Raw genomic sequence first — 16,310 nt, 5'->3', positions numbered from 1 at the left:
CAGCAGCGCCAGACCTTCAACAGCGCCAAGCCGGCGAATGCCGGTCCAGCGGCTGCCAACTGGTGAAGTTCGAAACAATCCGTATGATAATGGACATTCTGTCCGGAAGATTCGACGGACGATGCAAATGGAACGTCCGTTAGTGGACAATCCGGGCCTACCGTCCTGGAAAACGTGCAGAGAAAGGCGATCCGGGAGCGGATTGGCAAAGGGAGGAGCGATCCATGTCGCGCGGAATCGACCGACGGGCCGCCCGTACGCGCAAGGCCCTTCACCGGGCGCTGCTGACGCTCATGCTGCGCAAGGGCTATGGGGCCCTCTCGGTACAGGACATCATCGATGAAGCCGATGTCGGCCGCTCGACCTTCTATGCGCACTATACCGGCAAGGAGGACCTGCTACGCAGCGGCTTCCAGCTGCTTCGGGAAGAGCTGAAAGAGGCGCAATCCGCCGTGCCTGCAACAGCTGGAGCATCACAGGACGATCCGCTCGGCTTCAGCGCGGCCATGTTCGAGCATGCGGCCCGGTACGCCGACCACTTCCGGACGATGATTGGCGGGCGAGGCGGCGCCGTGACGGAGAACGAGATCCGCCTGATCCTGTCGGAAATGGTGCGGCAGGAACTGTCCTCCACCCTCCAGGACGGCACCATCCCACGCGACTTCGTCGTGCAATTCGTCGTCGGCGCTTTCCTTACGACCCTGAACTGGTGGTTCGAGCGCAAGCCTGGGCTGCTGCCGGCTGAGGTCGACGCCATGTTCCGGAGCCTGGTGCTCGATGGGCTTTCACCCGTCATTGGGGACGAGCATCGATAGGCGGATCACCCCGCTGCAGGTCGCGATGCGGATTGATCGCGATCCAGAGCCTGAGCCGGCGGCATTTATCCGAGCAGCGCCGGCGTCCATGCGCCATCTGCCGCATTCGACTCCACTGCCGCTGCGACAAACTTCACGCCGCGCGCGCCGTCGACCACGTCGGGCACTTGCGCCGCCCTAGCCGCATCGACGGTTCCGCCCGAGCGATGCGCGCGGATGATGTCGGCGGCGTCGCGGTAGAAATTGGCGAAGGCTTCGATATAGCCCTCGGGATGCGCGGCCGGCATGCGCGAGACGCGCCGGGCTTCCGCTGTCGAACCATGGCCGCCGCGCACCAGTATGCGCGTCTCCTCGCCATAGGGCGAGAAGCGCAGCTCCTCCGGCCTCGTGCCCGACCATTCGAGCCCGGCCTTCTCGCCATAGATGCGCACCGAGAGGTCGTTGTAGTGGCCGGGCGAGGTCTGGCTGGCGAGGATCGTGCCGCGCGCGCCGCCCGTCCAGCGCACCAGCACATGCGCATTGTCGTCGAGCCGGCGCCCGGGCACGGCGGTGAAGAGGTCGGCCGAAACCGCCTCGGCCTCGAAGCCGGAGATGTAGCTCGCCAGGTTGAAGGCGTGCACGCCGATGTCGGCAAGCACCGCCGATTGCCCGGCGCGCGCCGGGTCTGTGCGCCATTCAGCCTGCTTCTGCCCCTGCGCATCGATCGGCTGCGTCAGCCAGTCCTGGATATAGGCGCCATGCACGGAAACGATGCGGCCGAGTTCGCCCGCCGCGACCATCTCGCGCGCCTGGCGCACCATGGCGTAGCCGGTGTTGTTGAGCGTGACGACGAAGCGGCGTTTCTTCGTCTTTGTCAGCGCCACCAGCGCCTCGGCCTCGGCAAGCGTCGTCGACAGCGGCTTGTCGCAGATGACGTCGATGCCGGCCTCGAGGAAGGCGGTCGCGATCGGCGCATGCAGATGGTTGGGCGTGACGATGACCACCGCCTCGATGCCGTCCCGCCGCACTGCTTCCGCCTTCGCCATGGCATGATAGTCGGCATAGCTGCGCTCGGGCGCGATGCCGATCTCGGCGGCCGAGGCCGCGGCGTTCTCCGCATCGGAGGACAACGCACCCGCCACAAGGGCGATCTGGTCGTCGAGTCGCATGGCCAGCCGATGCACCGCGCCGATGAAGGCGTTGCGGCCACCTCCGACCATGCCGACGTTGAGGCGTCGGCGCGAGGTTCCGTCAGCGGTTGCATAGACCATGTTTCGATTCCTCCCGGATGGCTGTCATTGACAGCGGGACTATAGGGAGCTCTCCGCCAATTTCGAACAGCTTTTCCAAATTTTGTTTTGTAAAACGATCGTGCCGCACTAGGCTTGCACGAAAATGGCAGAGGAGGGTTTGGGTAGTGGAAGCAGGCCAATTGCGTCAGCTTTTGAGTTCGCCCAGTTTTCCGGGCACTGGCGCTGCCCCTCACCTGCCTGTCGGCATCCTCTCCCCGTATAGTGACGGGGAGAGGGGCGCTCTCATCTGCGGTTTCGCCAATCGCGAGCGTTGCAGGAAAGGCGCCGAGGCTGCGGCCAGCCCCCTTCTCCCCGTCACTATACGGGGAGAAGGTGCCGGCAGGCGGATGAGGGGCGGCGCCAACTTCGACAATTGGCGGTCTTCACCTTTCTGCGCGGTACTTCAAACCCGGCCCATCCCATGAGCGGCGCGCGAACCTCACCCGGCCGGGTCGGCAGCGGCGAGAGCCGCAAACAGGGCCGTTCTCTGGCAGCACTTGGCTACACGAAACCGCAAACCTACGAAGAACTGCGTGCCGTGCTCTCGTCCGGCACCGTGCATTTCCCGAAGCGCCTGCGCCAAGTCGCGATCTTCCTATGGCAGCATCCGAGCGACGTGGCACTCGGTACCATCGCCCAGGTGGCGGACCAGGCCGGCGTACAGCCCTCGACGCTAGTGCGCTTCGCGCAGATCTTCGGCTATGCCGGATTTTCCGATTTCCAGGGCCTGTTCAAGGACCATATGAAAGGCTCCTGGCCTGAGGGACGTGGACAGGGCAGCCAGGAGCCGGCTAAGGAGCAGAATGCCAATCTGCATTTCCTCAACGGCATGGTCGGCGCCTCGCAGGCCTCGCTCAGCCGCATCGGCAGCGGCTTCGACACCGACAGCTTCGAGAAGATGGTCGTCCTGCTGGCGGGAGCCGAGCTGATCTATGTCATCGGCAGCAAACGCGCCTTTCCTGTCACCACCTATCTGTCGCTGACGCTGTCGCAACAGGGTGTGCGCAATGTCCTGGTCGACAATGTCGGCTCGACCGCGCTCGACCAGGTCGGCTGCATAAGCCGGCGCGACGCGGTGCTCGCCGTCTCCTTCAGCCCCTACAATTCGATCACGCCCGACCTCGTCGCCGTCGCGCATGAGCGCGGGGCGCGCATCGTCGCCATCACCGACAGCACCTTTTCGCCGCTGGTGAAACTGTCGGACACCTGGCTGGAGGTGGTGGAGTCGGATTTCGCCGGCTTCCGCTCGCTGGCCGCTTCGCTGGCCGTCGGCATGGCTTTGGTCCACGGCGTCGTCGCGCGCCGGACAGGCTGAACAGGTACGGTTGACTACAGGGAACTGTCGTTCCATATTTGAAAAAATAGAAACTTTGTTCCGGGAGGAGGAATGGAGGTTCGGCTCGACGGCAAGGTGGTGCTGGTCACCGGCGCGACGCAAGGCATTGGCCGTGCGATCGCCGAGACGGCCGCGCGCTCCGGCGCCGAAGCTCTGCTGATCACTGGCCGCAACCAGCAACGCGGCGACGCCGTCGCGGCGGACCTGACGGCCATGGGTGCGCCTGCCGCTTTCGTCGCCGCCGACCTCGGCGACCCGGAGACACCGGCACTGCTCGCCTCGGCATGCATCGAGCGCTTCGGCCGCATCGACGGACTGGTCAACGCAGGGGCTCTGACCGACCGTGCCTCCTTCGTCGACGCCGACTTGGACGGCTGGGCATCGCTGTTCGCCGCCAACGCCCGCGCGCCCTTCTTCCTGATGCAGGCAGCGATCGCCGACATGAAGAAGCGCGGCCAGGACGGTGCCATCGTCAACATCCTGTCGATCAATGCGCATTGCGGCGCGCCGGACCTTGCCGTCTATTCCGCCACCAAGGGCGCGCTGGCGACATTGACCAGGAACGCCGCCAACGCGCATCGCTTCGATCGCATCCGCGTCAATGGCATCAATGTCGGCTGGACCGACACGCCGGCCGAGCGCATCATGCAGGCCGAAACGCTCGGCCAGGGTCCGGGCTGGCTCGACGCCGCCAACGCGGCGCAGCCCTTCGGCCGGCTGTTCTCGGTCAACGACATCGCGAACCTTGCCGTCTTCCTGCTTTCCGACGCGGCCGGACCGATGACCGGCGCGCTGATCGACCAGGAGCAATGGGTGATCGGAGCGAACCGGTGACCGCCGCCGAGCGCCTCGGCCCTGCCGTGCTCGGCCGCTTGCCGCCCGAGGTAAGCAAGCCGGCTTACGATCGCTCGGCGCTGCGGCCAGGGATCGCGCATATCGGCGTCGGCGCCTTCCACCGCTGCCATCAGGCCGAATACACCGACGACCTTTTGGCGCAGGATTTCGACCGCTGGGGACTGGTCGGCATCAACATCCGGCCTCCCCTGCTCGCCGAGACGCTCGGCCGACAGGATGGTGTCTACACGCGGCTGATTCGCCAGAACGACGAGGTCGAGGCGCGCGTCATCGGCAGCATTGTGCGCGTCGTCGACAGCCAGGACAGCGCGGCGCCGGCGCTCGGGGTGCTTTCCTCGCCCGAGATCGAGATGGTCACCATGACGGTGACCGAGAAAGGCTATTGCCACATCCCGTCGAGCGGCGCGCTCGACCTCGACCACCCCGACATCGTGCATGACCTCGCCAATCCGCAAACGCCGCGCAGCGTGCCTGGCATACTGGCAAGGGCGCTGGAAATGCGCATGGTCTCGCATGGCCGGCCGGTGACGCTGCTTTCCTGCGACAACATCCCGGCCAACGGCACCATTCTCGGCAATGTCGTGCGGACATTCGCCGAACGGCACGGCAGCGGGCTGGCCGACTGGATCGCCGCCAATGTCGCCTTTCCCTCCGCCATGGTCGACCGCATCGCGCCGGCGACGACAGAGGCCGATATCGACGCGGTCGAAGAGCGCTTCGGCTATCGCGACGGCGCCGTCGTCGTCGGCGAGCGGTTTCGCCAATGGGTGATCGAGAACCGCTTCGCTGGCCGCGTGCCGCGCTGGGACCGCGTCGGCGCCAGCTTCGTCGACGACGTCACCCCGTTCGAGCATCTCAAGATGCGGGTGCTGAACGGCGCCCAGTCGACGCTTGCCTATCTCGGCGTGCTCGGCGGCTTCGAGCACACTTTCGAGGCGGTCGCCGACCAGCTTTTGGCAACCTTCGTCCGCCGCATGCTGATGGAAGAGACGCTGCCGACGCTGATGTCCGTGCCCGGCATCTCACCGGCCGCCTATGTCGAGCAGAGCCTTGCGCGCCTCACCAACACGGCGATACGCCATCGCAATCACCAGATCGCCACCGACGGCTCGCAGAAGATCGTCCAGCGCCTGCTCAACCCGATCCGCGACCGCTTGGCCATGGGCCTGAGCATTGCGCTTCTCCCGGTCCCGGTCGCCGGCTGGATGGCTTATCTGGTCAAGGCTTCCGCGCATTTCGGCCGCGCCTGGCAGGCGTCCGATCCTTTTGCCGAGAGGATCGCGGCGATCGCCGGCCGCATTGGTGCCGACAGCGAAGCCCTCGCCGACGCAATCCTTGCCATCGATGCCATCTTCGACCCGTCGCTTGCGGCCAACACGACGTTCCGCGCGCATGTGACCACCGGTCTCGACGGCCTGCTTTCGAACAACCCGATGAGGTTTGTCAGACAGGTCTGTGCTGGGCCAACGGATGCGTCGTTGAAGCGCCCGGCGCGATCTGCATAGTTAGGAATTGGGAGGGATCATGAAGCTTGGACTACTCACGGCACCATTCCCGGACATCTCGCTCGGCGAAGTCGCCGACTGGGCGCGCTCGGCCGGCTTCGAGGCCCTGGAGATCGCCTGCTGGCCGAAGGCTTCGGGCGCCAGCCGCCGCTATGCCGGCACCAGCCATATCGACGCCGACATCTCGGCGTCGGAGGCCAAAGACATCGCCGCCGAGCTCGCCGGCAAGGGCCTGACGATCTCCGGCCTCGGCTTCTATCCCAATCCCCTGCATCCCGATCAGGCGCATCGCGAGGCGGTGATCGAACATCTGAAGAAGGTGATCGTGCTGGCGAGCCGCATGGGTGTCTCGCTCGTCAACACCTTCTGCGGCGGCGACGCTTCGAAGACTGTCGACGCCAATTGGGAAACAGCGCGGAAAGTCTGGCCCGCGATCATCGCCCATGCGCGCGAGCACGGCGTGAAGCTCGCCTTCGAAAACTGCCCGATGATCTTCAGTTATGACGAATGGCCGGGCGGGCACAACATCGCCTACTCGCCTTATGTCTGGCGCCGGATCCTCGAAGCCTGGGGCGGCGATGTCGGCATGAATTTCGACCCCTCGCATCTCGTCTGGCAGATGATCGACAAGGAACGCTTCATCCGCGAGTTCGGACCGCACATGCTGCATGTGCATGCCAAGGACCTGATGATTGATCATGATGGTTTGTACGAGCGCGGAATTCTTTCCGCTGGCATAGGCTGGCAGGTGCCGCGCATGCCGGGGCTTGGCGACATCAACTGGGGCAGCATCTTTTCGGGTCTTTACCGGGCTGGATATGACGGGCCGGTCATCATCGAGCATGAGGACCGGCGGTTCGAGGGAAGCGACGAAAAGGTGAAGCGCGGTTTCCTGCTGGCCCGTGATGTGCTGCGTCCCTTCGTCAAATGACGAAAAGCTTGGGCTCCGGTCACAACGGAGCCCTGGAACTGCAACTGACAGTCAATGTGGAGGAGTACTGAAATGAAGAAATACCTGACCATTGGCCCGCTACTTGCCGGTGCCGCCTTGCTTGCCTCGGTGGGCGTCTCGTCCGCCGAGGGCAAATACACGATCGGCATTTCCAACACCGTGCAGGGCAACGGCTGGCGCGAGGAGATGATCTGCGCCATGAAGGCGCAGGCATTGGCGTCCGGCGAGGTGGCGAAGCTCAACATCGCCCATCGCAACACCGACGCCGCCGGCCAGCTCGAGGACATTCGCAACCTGATCAGCGCCAAGGTCAACGCCATCGTCGTCAACCCGGCCGATCCGGCCGGCATCAAGGCCGGGCTGGAGGAGGCGACCAAGGCCGGTATCGTCGTCGTCGCCGTCGACCAGGCGGTCACCGAACCTTCCGCCTACATCATCTCCAACAACCAGGAACAATATGCCTATCTCGGCGCCAAGTGGCTGTTCCAGCAGATGGGCGGCAAGGGCGAGGTGCTCTACATGCGCGGTGCCGCCGGCGCGTCCGCCGACAGCGATCGCGACAAAGGCTTCAAGAAGGCGCTGGCCGAATTCCCCGACGTGAAGGTCGCGCAGGAGGTGTTCACCGGCTGGCAGCAGGACCAGGGCAAACAGCAGATCCTCTCCTTCCTCGCCACAGGGGCGCCCATCAACGGCATCTGGACCTCCGGCATCGACAACGTCATCGTCGACGCGCTGGTGGAACAGCAGGCGCCGATGGTGCCGGTTGTCGGCGCCGACAATGCCGGTTTCGTCGGCCAGCTGAACACGGTCAAGGGTCTGGTCGGCGCAGCCGTCACCAACCCCGGCTCGATCGGTGGCGCCGGCGTCACGCTGGCGCTGCAGATCCTCGACGGCAAGAAGCCGGCGCAGCAGACCGTCCTGGTCGAGCCGCAGCTCTGGGAGAACGCCACGGACGAAGGCAAGGCCAAGCTGAAGTCGGCCGCCGATCCGTCGCTCAGCCCCGAGTGGCCGGTCTCGATCTCGATCCCGGACTGGACCACCTACACCAAGGAGCAGATCGTCGCCTGCAAGGGCCCGGGCGAATAAATCCGGCTTCTTCCTTCCCTCCTTTTGGGGGAAGGAAGATCGGCGCGCAGCGCTGAGACGGATGATGGGGTGCTGGAAGGAATGAGGCGTTGGTGTTTTCTGGAACACCCCCTCATCCGACCTCGCTTCGCGAGGCCACCTTCTCCCACAAGCTCCCACAAGGGAGAAGGGAAAGTCGCCGCTCCGCAGTACGCCGCGCGCAAGCGTGGCGTGCTGTTGTGTTAGAACAGGCCACACATGATCGAGACCCGCACGCTTTGACCACCAACCCTCTCCTCGACGCCACCGGCGTGGCGAAGAACTACGGCGCCGTGGCGGCGCTGCGCAACGCCTCGCTTTCGGTGCTGCCGGGCGAGGTCCATGCGCTGATGGGCGCCAACGGCGCCGGCAAGTCGACGCTGGTGAAGATCCTGACCGGCGCCATCCGGGCGGATGCAGGCCGCATCCTGATCCGCGGCGAAACCCGCGACGTGCGCTCGCCCGCCGCCGCCCGCCGCGCCGGCCTGCTGCCGGTCTACCAGGAGCCGGCGCTGATCCCTGATCTCGATGTGCTTTCCAATCTGCGGCTGACCGGCACGCCGGTCGAGCCCTTCCGCGCCTGGGTGCGCGAGCTTGGCATCCCCAATCTCGACATACGCGAGACCGCGCGTGACATTCCACTCGCCGTGCTGCGCGTGCTCGATCTGGCGCGCGCGCTCGCCGTCGAACCCGATGTGCTGCTGCTCGACGAGATGACGGCAGCACTTCCCGCCAACCTTGCCGAAAAGGTGCTGGAAGTCGTGCGCCGCCAAGGCGACAGCGGCCGCTCGGTGATCTTCATCTCGCACCGTTTCGTCGAGATCTCCGCGTTGTGCGATCGCGCCACGGTGCTGCGCGATGGCGCCACCGTCGGCGTCGTCGACATCGAGCCGGGCATCGAGGAAAAGATCGTCGAGATGATGCTTGGCGCCCGCATCGAGAAGACCAGCGTCGCCGCCGCGCGGGTGGCAAGCCAGGCTGCCGGCGCACAAGACAGCCATCCGCGGCTTTCGGTGCGCAACCTGCAGCTCGGCACCAAGCTCAACGACGTCTCCTTCGATCTTGCCAATGGCGAGGTGGCCGGCGTCGTCGCGCTGGAGGGCCAGGGCCAGGACGAGCTCTTCGCCGCCCTTGCCGGCTCGATCAGGCCGGCCGGCGGCACGATCGCGGTCGACGGCGCTCCGGTGAAGTTCTCGCATCCGAGCGATGCCATCCGAGCCGGCATCGCCTATGTTCCGGGCGACCGCACCGAGGCTTTGGCCATGCAGCGCTCGGTGCGCGAGAACATCGCGCTTCCCTTCAGCGCGGCGCTGCGCAAATGGGGCCCGATCAAGGTGCGCCGCGAGCGCATGGTGGTCTCCAGCGCCATTGCCCGTCTGCAGATCGACACCCGCGCGCAGGGCGAGGTGCAGCGCCTTTCCGGCGGTAACCAGCAGAAGGTGACCATCGCCCGCTGGATCGCGGCGGATGCCCGCACCGTCCTCTGCTTCGACCCGACGCGGGGCATCGATGTCGGCACCAAGCAGGAGATCTACAAATTGCTGCGCGAGCTCGCTGGCCTCGGCAAATCGGTGCTTTTCTACACGTCGGAGCTGGAAGAGGTGCAGCGTGTCTGCGACCGCGTCATCGTCATCTTCGGCGGCCGAGTCGTTGACACGTTCCCGGTCGAGCTGGCCGACGAGCCGGCGCTGATGCGGGCGGCCTACGGCTTGCCGCGCGGCGCCAGGCAAGATGTCGGCATCCTTGCCGACGTCAGGCCTGCTTCCGATACGGAGGTCGCGCCATGACCCGCTTCCTGCGCCGCCAGGGCTGGGTCGCCGGCCTGCTTGCGCTGCTCGTATTCCTGTTCGTCGTCACCAAACTGATCCAGCCGGGCTACGGCAGCGGCGATTTCGGCTCGCTCGCGCGGGCAGTCTTGCCCTACGCCTTTGCCGTCGCGGCGCAGACCGTCGTCGTCATCGCCGGCGGCATCGACCTCTCGGTCGCCGCCATGATGGCGCTGACCAGCGTCACCGCCGCTTCGATGATGAACGGCGCCAGCGAGGAATATGCGCTCTTCGTCGTGCCCTTCGTGCTGGCCATGGGCCTCGTGCTCGGCGCGCTCAACGGTCTCCTCATCGTCGTCACCCGCGTGCCGGATATCGTCGTCACCTTGGCCACGCTGTTCGTGCTGCAGGGCGCGGCATTGCTGGTGCTCGACGCCCCAGGCGGCGCGGCCGCCGAGTGGCTGAAGGCGAGCGTGGTCGGCACCATGCCGGTGCCCGGCCTGCCGGATTGGGCGGATGCCTGGGTTCCGAAGGCGCTGGTGCTGCTCGTCGTCTGCCTTTTCGTCATCTGGATCCCGCTCAGGCGCTCGCGTCTCGGGCTCTCCATCTATGCCATCGGCAGCAACGAGCTCGCCGCCTTCCGCAGCGGCGTGCCGGTGGCGCGCACCAGGATCGTCGCCTACGCGCTCTCCGGCCTGTTCGCGGCGCTCGGCGGGCTGTCGCTCACCATCAGCACCGGGATCGGTGCGCCGATCCCTGGCCCCTATCTGCTCGCCAGCGTCGCGGCGGTGGTGCTTGGCGGCGTCGCGCTCGGCGGCGGCAAGGGCGGGCTGCTCGGGCCGATCATCGCCGTCTTCGTGCTCAGGCTGGTGCGCACCGATCTCACGCTGCTGGCCATCGATCCCAATGTCACCGCCATCATCGAGGGCGCAATCATGGTCGCCGTCGTGATGTTCGGCGCCTTCATCACCATCCGGGGTCGCCCGGCAGGAGCAACGCCATGACGAGCACCGCGACCGTGCCCCAGCCCGCTTCGTTCGGCCGGCGCCTGAAGCGCTTCATGGCGGACCGGCCGATCATTCCGCTGATCATCCTGCTCGTCATCCTGGTGGCGATCCTGCAGGTCCTGCGCCCCGGCATCGTCAACGAGCGCTGGATCGCCAACACGGCGAAGTTCGCCATTCCGCTGGCGATCCTCGCCGGCTGCCAGACCATGACGATGCTGACCGGCGGCATCGACCTGTCGGTCGGCACGGTGGCGACGATGAGCGCTTTCATCATGGCGACCCAGATCGTCAACCAGGATCCGACGGTGGCATTCCTTCTCGCCATGCTGCCGGCGGTGCTGATCGGCCTCGTCAACGGCATCGGCGTCGGCGTCTTCCGCGTCCATCCGCTGATCATGACGCTCGGCACCAGCCTGATCGGCACCGGTTTCCTGCAGGTCTACCAGCGCACCGTGATTGCCTCCGGCGCCAGGATCCCGGATTTCCTCAACTGGCTGGGCACCGGCCTCACCTACGGCTTTCCCAATGCGCTCTTGCTGTTCGTGCCGGTGGCGGTGCTGATCGTCTTCACGCTCAACCGCACCGGCTTCGGCCGCCTGCTCTATGCCGTCGGCGACAACGAGCGCGCCGCGCGTTTGTCCGGCGTCCGATACTGGCAGGTGATCACCGCGCTCTACGTCATCTCCAGCCTGCTCGCCGGCATCACCGGCCTGCTCTACATCGGCCTGATCAAGGCGCCTTCGCTGTCGCTCGCCGAGCCGCTGGTGCTGCCTTCGGTGGCGGCGGCCGTCATCGGCGGCACCTCGATCTTCGGCGGCCGCGGCGGCTATATGGGCACCATCGTCGGCGCGCTGATCCTCACCGTGCTGACGACGCTGCTCACCATCCTGCAGATGCCGGAAGGCGGCCGCCGCATCCTGTTCGGCTTCATCGTGCTGTTCGTGACCGCGGCCTACTTGAGGATCATCGAGGACCGGTAGGAAGGCGGCTTCTTTCAGACGGGCACAGGGCTGCGACGCTACGTTCGTTGCCGCCGGGCGGCGGGAACACTATAGCTGTTCCTCGTGCGCGAAGACATTCACACGACGGGCATTCCGGTTCTCTGCGTTTCATGCGAGGCGCGGCATCGCGGCATTTGCGGCGCGCTCAACCTTGACCAGCTCGTCGCCCTTTCCAAGTCGACGAAGCGGCACAAGGCCGAGACCGGCAAGGAGCTGGTGAGCGACTCCAGGAGCGTCGAGCGCTTCGCCAACCTGCTTTCCGGCGTCGTGAAGCTCACCAAGACGCTTTCCGACGGCCGCCAGCAGATCGTCGGCCTGCAGTTTGCTCCCGATTTCCTCGGCAGGCCGTTCCAGTCGGAGAGCTCGCTGACCGCCGAGGCCGCGACCGAGGTCGAGCTGTGCTCGTTCCCGCGTCAGGCGCTCGAGCGCTTGATGAAGGAGCAGCCGGACCTCGAGCATCGCCTGCTCGAGCAGAAGCTGCGCGAGCTCGACCAGGCGCATGACTGGATGGTGGCGCTTGGCCGCAAGACGGCCGCCGAGAAGATCGCGAGCTTCCTTCTGATGATCGCGCGCAACATCGATCCGGGCGCCGGTCCAGAGCGCCGCAGCGCCGCTTTCGAACTGCCGCTGTCGCGCGCGGAGATCGCCGACTTCCTCGGGCTGACCGTAGAGACGGTGAGCCGGCAGATCACCCGCCTGCGCGGAGAGAACGTGATCCACGTCGAGAACAACCGCCACGTCATCGTCGACGACATCGGACGTCTGGCCGCGCGGGCAGGCGACTGATCTCCTTATTGGCGGCCAAGAACCTCGGGCAGCACGTGGTCGCGCTCGAAGGCGATATGGCGGCGTGTCGATTCGAAAAAGGCGCGCAGCATGTAGCCGAATGCCTCGGGGTTCTCGATCGGCCGCCCGTGGCCGTGGGTGAGCAGCGCCTCGCTGAGATCCGTCGCTGCGCTTTCGTCCTCCAGATGCTCGACCTTGAGCCGCTCGATGATGTCTTCCCTGCCAGTTCGCTGCGCGAAGGCGGGGAAGACGACGTCTTCCTCGAAGCGGTGGCACTCGCGAACGAGCGGCAAGAGGTCCGCCGCCACGGCCAGGCACTGCAGACGGTCGACGCGCGACGGCAGGTCGTCGGCGATGCCTTCCAGCATATGGCAAAGCGCAAGCATCTGCACATGCGCCCGCTTCATATCGGCCGGGGTGCGCAACGGCTCCGGCTTGGCGTCAGTCATGATGCTCCGCCCCGATGCCCGGGTCTTTTTCCTGGACACCTCTCATAGTACCGGGACGATCGCCATGGCTTGATATGGATCAACCCTTTCCATCGCAACGCCTGCCAGGAAGCTGATGGAGCGGGTTCAAGGCGTCTCTGATCTTGAAGCTGTCTGCCGGGTCGTGCTCGGCGCGCTGTCATGCCGCCGAGCTGTCCTCCTCCCCTGCATTCGGATCGCCCGGCGCGGTTGCCCAGGCGAGTTCCACCAGCGTCACCGTTCGCCGGCCGGTGCCGTCGATCTGGCAGACGATGAGGCCCTGCTCCTCGATATAGTCGAGCAGCCGCCGCGCGCGGCGCAGCGAATGCGAACCGTAGGCGCGGGCAATCGCCGCGTCGCTCGGACAAGGCCAGGCTTCCTTTGCCGCGCGGGCGATCATCATGAATACGCCCTGCATGTCCTCGGGCAGAAGCGAGGCGCGCACGGAAACGTCGCGCCACGCATCGTCCTCGGCCATGTCGGAGCCGACGCCGGCGCGGGCGCGTGTCAGCATGCGGCGGAACTCCGATAGGTCCGGCACGACCGAAGCCAGCCCCTCGATCCGGCAGCGGACCACGAACTCCTGGTAGAGCACGCCAATGACGCGGAACCCGGCGTCGGGTTCGGCCAGGATGGCGCGCAGGATGCGGTCCATCCGCTCGCGCCGCTCGGCGAGATCCTCGGCGCTCGGCTGCGGCTCGGCCGGCTCGGGGCGGATATCCAGCGGAGCGGCCTTGGCCGCCATCAGCTGATCGAGCAGGTCCGGCGAGGGCCGCCGCTGCGGCCGCACCGTCTCCGGCGGCGGCGCCGCCAGGATGATCGAGCGCGCATCCTCCAGCGCCGCCTCCGGCAGCGGCATCAGCCGCGGCGTGCCGTTGCGCGGGCTCGTTTCGGTCGATCCGATCCGCACGCTCAGCGGACGGCGCGACAGCGCGGGGCCAAGCGCCATGAAATGCCCGCGCTCCAGGTCACGGAACGCTTCCGCCTGTCGCCGCTCCATGCCGAGCAGGTCGGCGGCGCGCGCCATGTCGATGTCGAGGAAGGTGCGGCCCATCAGGAAGTTGGAGGCCTCGGCCGCGACGTTCTTGGCGAGCTTCGCCAGCCGCTGCGTGGCTATGATGCCGGCAAGCCCGCGCTTGCGGCCGCGGCACATCAGGTTGGTCATGGCGCCGAGCGAAAGCTTGCGCGCCTCGTCGGAAACCTCGCCGGCGGCGGCCGGCGCGAAGAGCTGCGCCTCGTCCACCACCACCAGCATAGGGTACCAATGGTCGCGCGCGACCTCGAACAGCCCGCCGAGGAAAGCGGCGGCGCGCCGCATCTGGTTTTCGGCATCGAGCCCTTCGAGATTGAGCACCGTCGAGACGCGGTGGATGCGCGCCCGCTCGCCGGCCGCCTGCAGGCCCCGCTCGGTATGTTCTTCGGCATCGATCACCAGATGGCCGTAGCGCTCGCCGAGCGACACGAAGTCGCCTTCGGGGTCGATGATGGTCTGCTGCACCCATGGCGCGCTCTGCTCCAGCAGCCGACGCAACAGATGCGACTTGCCGGAGCCCGAATTGCCCTGCACCAGCAGGCGGGTCGCCAGCAGTTCCTCAAGGTCGAGGGCCGCCGGCGCGCCTGCCGTCGTCTGCCCCATCTCGATTGCAACCGTCATATCTCGACTCGAATGGTCTCCCTGCGCGGGAGGGGCTTAGCAACCGGAGCGCGATGCGTCGAGCTTAGGCCTTTGCCGGCGGCCCGGTGTTCCACACCTAACGGCATGTCGCCCAAAAAGTGCGCAGCGGTTTGGGAAAACGACATGCGCAATGGAAAGATTTGGAGCGCGTCGCCTGTATACCGTTTCAGCGCGACGCGCTTTCAGGGCAATGGCGGCAGGATGTCGCCAATCGCACTGGTCGGACCACCATTTCGCTGGCGCAATCCCACCATTGGCGTATCATCCTTTTAGGGAGGGTTCATGGCAGGAGGAGGCCGATGAACGTCGCTGCGGAAGTGCCCGTTATGGATCCGACGGTGCAAGATCTTGTTTCGTCTGCTCTTTCGAAATTTCGCGCCGGCGACACGATCTCGACCCGCGCGATGCTCGACGCCATCCGCCAATCGGATCCCTCCTGCGAGGACAGCGACGACCAGCTGGTCGAACTGATCGTCATGGCGGCCGTTGGTAAGACCATGGGTGTCGTGTTCGACCACCGTTCGCCCGACGAGCGGCTGCCGCGGCTTTCCTGAGCTACCTTCCGGAGGCATGCGCCTGCAGGTTTTGGGTTGCCGCGCTCTATGGTCTGTTGAGATTCAGGTCAGGCCGGCCACACCTGAAATATCAACAGACTGCCTAGCTTCCCAGCGGATGCGGCATATAGCCGACGAAGCCGGCGATCTTCCAGCGGCCGCCGACCTTGCGGCAGAAATAGAGCGTCTGCCATTTGAGCCTGTCGACGCCGCCATCGGCCTTGGCGACGGAGCCATCGAACTTCTTGTGCAGCACCGCGCGGTCGCCGTCGACGTCGATGTCGCGCATGTTGGTGACGCGGAACAGCGCCTCGCGCAGCGGCTCGGCGAATTTCGTCGCCGCGGTTTCCTTGGCCTGGCGCAGCCATTCGTCGCGATAGATTTCCAGCCTGGGGAATTGCAGGCGCCAGGCATCCGCGTTGCTGAGGAAATGCGCATGCATGCCGAAGAAGCTCTCGGCGATGAAATCGTCCTCGACCATCGCCCAGTCCTGGCCGAGGAAGGCATCGATGTCGCGCCGCACCAGCATTTCCCACAGCGCGTGACGATCGGCGTCGCCTTCCGGAAACGGATTCTTGTCGAAGGTCATCGGGTCCCCCTCTCATGCGTACCGGCGGCACGAATTGCCGACCTGCGTTGAGGCGCAGGATGCTCAGGCTTCTGTAATAAAGCAACATGGATTCTCGAAAAATGTTGCTTTCCAACAGGAGCTCTATGAGGATCACGCCGACGCGTGTAGACGGCTGGAAGAAACGGTTCCGTCCAGTCGACAACAGGAGGCTCGCTTGCCCAAGCAGTGTTTTGGAAAATCGCATGTCCCGCTCTCGCCGGCGGTGCGCGCCGGCGATTTCGTCTATGTCTCCGGCCAGGTGCCGGTTGGCAGTGACGGTCTCGTGGTCAAGGGCGGCATCGCCGAGCAGGCCGAGCAGGTGCTGCAGAACGTCAAGGCCGCGCTGGCGCTTGCCGGCTGCACCATGGACGACGTGGTGAAAACCACCGTCTGGCTCGAGGACGCCCGCGATTTCGGCAGCTTCAACACAGTCTATGCCAGGCACTTCCCCAATGACCCGCCGGCGCGAACCACGGTGGAGTCGCGCCTGATGATCGACATCAAGATCGAGATCGAGGCGGTCGCCTACCGGCCGGTCTGATCGCTAAAAGCAATTCCAGGAAAAGTGCATCGCGGTTTTCCGTTCGGAATTGCGTGAAAAAACAG

The 16,310-nt window shown here is 65.7% G+C and carries 16 protein-coding genes; 12 read left to right on the top strand and 4 right to left on the bottom strand.

Annotated features, from left to right (window positions below; genetic code table 11):
• Window positions 1–224 precede the first annotated feature (224 nt).
• On the top strand, window positions 225–815 hold the full coding sequence (locus QAZ22_RS10820) for a TetR/AcrR family transcriptional regulator (RefSeq protein WP_278206753.1): 591 nt from the start codon (window positions 225–227) through the stop codon (window positions 813–815).
• Window positions 816–880: 65 nt separating this feature from the next.
• Here QAZ22_RS10820 and QAZ22_RS10815 read toward each other — a convergent pair whose 3' ends face one another.
• Window positions 881–2,065 carry a Gfo/Idh/MocA family oxidoreductase gene (locus tag QAZ22_RS10815; protein WP_278206752.1) on the bottom strand — a complete coding sequence of 395 codons (1,185 nt, stop codon included), beginning with the start codon at window positions 2,063–2,065 and terminating at the stop codon, window positions 881–883.
• Between the two features lie 442 nt (window positions 2,066–2,507).
• Here QAZ22_RS10815 and QAZ22_RS10810 point away from each other — a divergent pair, with 442 nt between their 5' ends.
• The 9 genes from QAZ22_RS10810 to QAZ22_RS10770 all read left to right on the top strand — a co-directional run bounded on the left by QAZ22_RS10810 (window position 2,508) and on the right by QAZ22_RS10770 (window position 12,398).
• Complete coding sequence (locus QAZ22_RS10810; protein WP_278206751.1) at window positions 2,508–3,401, top strand: MurR/RpiR family transcriptional regulator; 894 nt, start codon at window positions 2,508–2,510, stop codon at window positions 3,399–3,401.
• Window positions 3,402–3,473: 72 nt separating this feature from the next.
• Entirely contained in the window at window positions 3,474–4,256 is a 783-nt protein-coding gene (locus QAZ22_RS10805) for an SDR family oxidoreductase (protein ID WP_278206750.1), read from the top strand.
• Window positions 4,232–5,782, top strand: coding sequence for a mannitol dehydrogenase family protein (locus tag QAZ22_RS10800; protein ID WP_278206749.1), 1,551 nt, complete (start codon window positions 4,232–4,234; stop codon window positions 5,780–5,782). Before QAZ22_RS10805 ends, QAZ22_RS10800 begins: the two co-directional genes overlap by 25 nt.
• Before the next feature lie 19 nt (window positions 5,783–5,801).
• On the top strand, window positions 5,802–6,713 hold the full coding sequence (locus QAZ22_RS10795; protein ID WP_278206748.1) for a sugar phosphate isomerase/epimerase: 912 nt from the start codon (window positions 5,802–5,804) through the stop codon (window positions 6,711–6,713).
• Window positions 6,714–6,785: 72 nt separating this feature from the next.
• Window positions 6,786–7,820 (top strand): ABC transporter substrate-binding protein, encoded by a 1,035-nt coding sequence (locus QAZ22_RS10790; RefSeq protein WP_278206747.1) that lies wholly within the window; start codon window positions 6,786–6,788, stop codon window positions 7,818–7,820.
• Window positions 7,821–8,077: 257 nt separating this feature from the next.
• Complete coding sequence (locus QAZ22_RS10785; RefSeq protein WP_278206746.1) at window positions 8,078–9,625, top strand: sugar ABC transporter ATP-binding protein; 1,548 nt, start codon at window positions 8,078–8,080, stop codon at window positions 9,623–9,625.
• Window positions 9,622–10,608, top strand: coding sequence for an ABC transporter permease (locus QAZ22_RS10780; RefSeq protein ID WP_278206745.1), 987 nt, complete (start codon window positions 9,622–9,624; stop codon window positions 10,606–10,608). The genes QAZ22_RS10785 and QAZ22_RS10780 overlap by 4 nt, the downstream gene beginning before the upstream one ends.
• On the top strand, window positions 10,605–11,591 hold the full coding sequence (locus tag QAZ22_RS10775; protein WP_278206744.1) for an ABC transporter permease: 987 nt from the start codon (window positions 10,605–10,607) through the stop codon (window positions 11,589–11,591). Before QAZ22_RS10780 ends, QAZ22_RS10775 begins: the two co-directional genes overlap by 4 nt.
• Window positions 11,592–11,675: 84 nt before the next feature.
• Window positions 11,676–12,398: a Crp/Fnr family transcriptional regulator gene (locus QAZ22_RS10770; protein ID WP_278206743.1), complete on the top strand. Its 723-nt coding sequence runs from the start codon at window positions 11,676–11,678 to the stop codon at window positions 12,396–12,398.
• Between the two features lie 5 nt (window positions 12,399–12,403).
• On the opposite strand, the gene QAZ22_RS10765 is transcribed toward QAZ22_RS10770, so the two are convergent.
• The gene (locus QAZ22_RS10765; RefSeq protein WP_278206742.1) at window positions 12,404–12,847 is read right to left on the bottom strand and encodes a hemerythrin domain-containing protein; all 444 of its coding nucleotides are present in this window, start codon (window positions 12,845–12,847) and stop codon (window positions 12,404–12,406) included.
• Between the two features lie 178 nt (window positions 12,848–13,025).
• Window positions 13,026–14,519, bottom strand: coding sequence for an ATP-binding protein (locus QAZ22_RS10760; protein ID WP_278206741.1), 1,494 nt, complete (start codon window positions 14,517–14,519; stop codon window positions 13,026–13,028).
• A 320-nt stretch (window positions 14,520–14,839) separates the two neighbouring features.
• Here QAZ22_RS10760 and QAZ22_RS10755 point away from each other — a divergent pair, with 320 nt between their 5' ends.
• Complete coding sequence (locus QAZ22_RS10755) at window positions 14,840–15,094, top strand: hypothetical protein (protein ID WP_278206740.1); 255 nt, start codon at window positions 14,840–14,842, stop codon at window positions 15,092–15,094.
• 103 nt (window positions 15,095–15,197) lie between these two features.
• On the opposite strand, the gene QAZ22_RS10750 is transcribed toward QAZ22_RS10755, so the two are convergent.
• Window positions 15,198–15,683 (bottom strand): hypothetical protein, encoded by a 486-nt coding sequence (locus tag QAZ22_RS10750; RefSeq protein ID WP_278206739.1) that lies wholly within the window; start codon window positions 15,681–15,683, stop codon window positions 15,198–15,200.
• 196 nt (window positions 15,684–15,879) lie between these two features.
• Here QAZ22_RS10750 and QAZ22_RS10745 point away from each other — a divergent pair, with 196 nt between their 5' ends.
• A complete protein-coding gene (locus tag QAZ22_RS10745; RefSeq protein ID WP_278206738.1) occupies window positions 15,880–16,245 on the top strand; it encodes a RidA family protein in 366 nt (121 codons plus the stop codon).
• The last annotated feature ends 65 nt before the right edge of the window (window positions 16,246–16,310 follow it).

The organism is Mesorhizobium sp. WSM4906, assembly GCF_029674625.1.
GTDB lineage: Bacteria > Pseudomonadota > Alphaproteobacteria > Rhizobiales > Rhizobiaceae > Mesorhizobium.
Note: the sequence above shows the minus strand (reverse complement) of the source record. Positions and strands in the feature narration are given on the sequence as shown.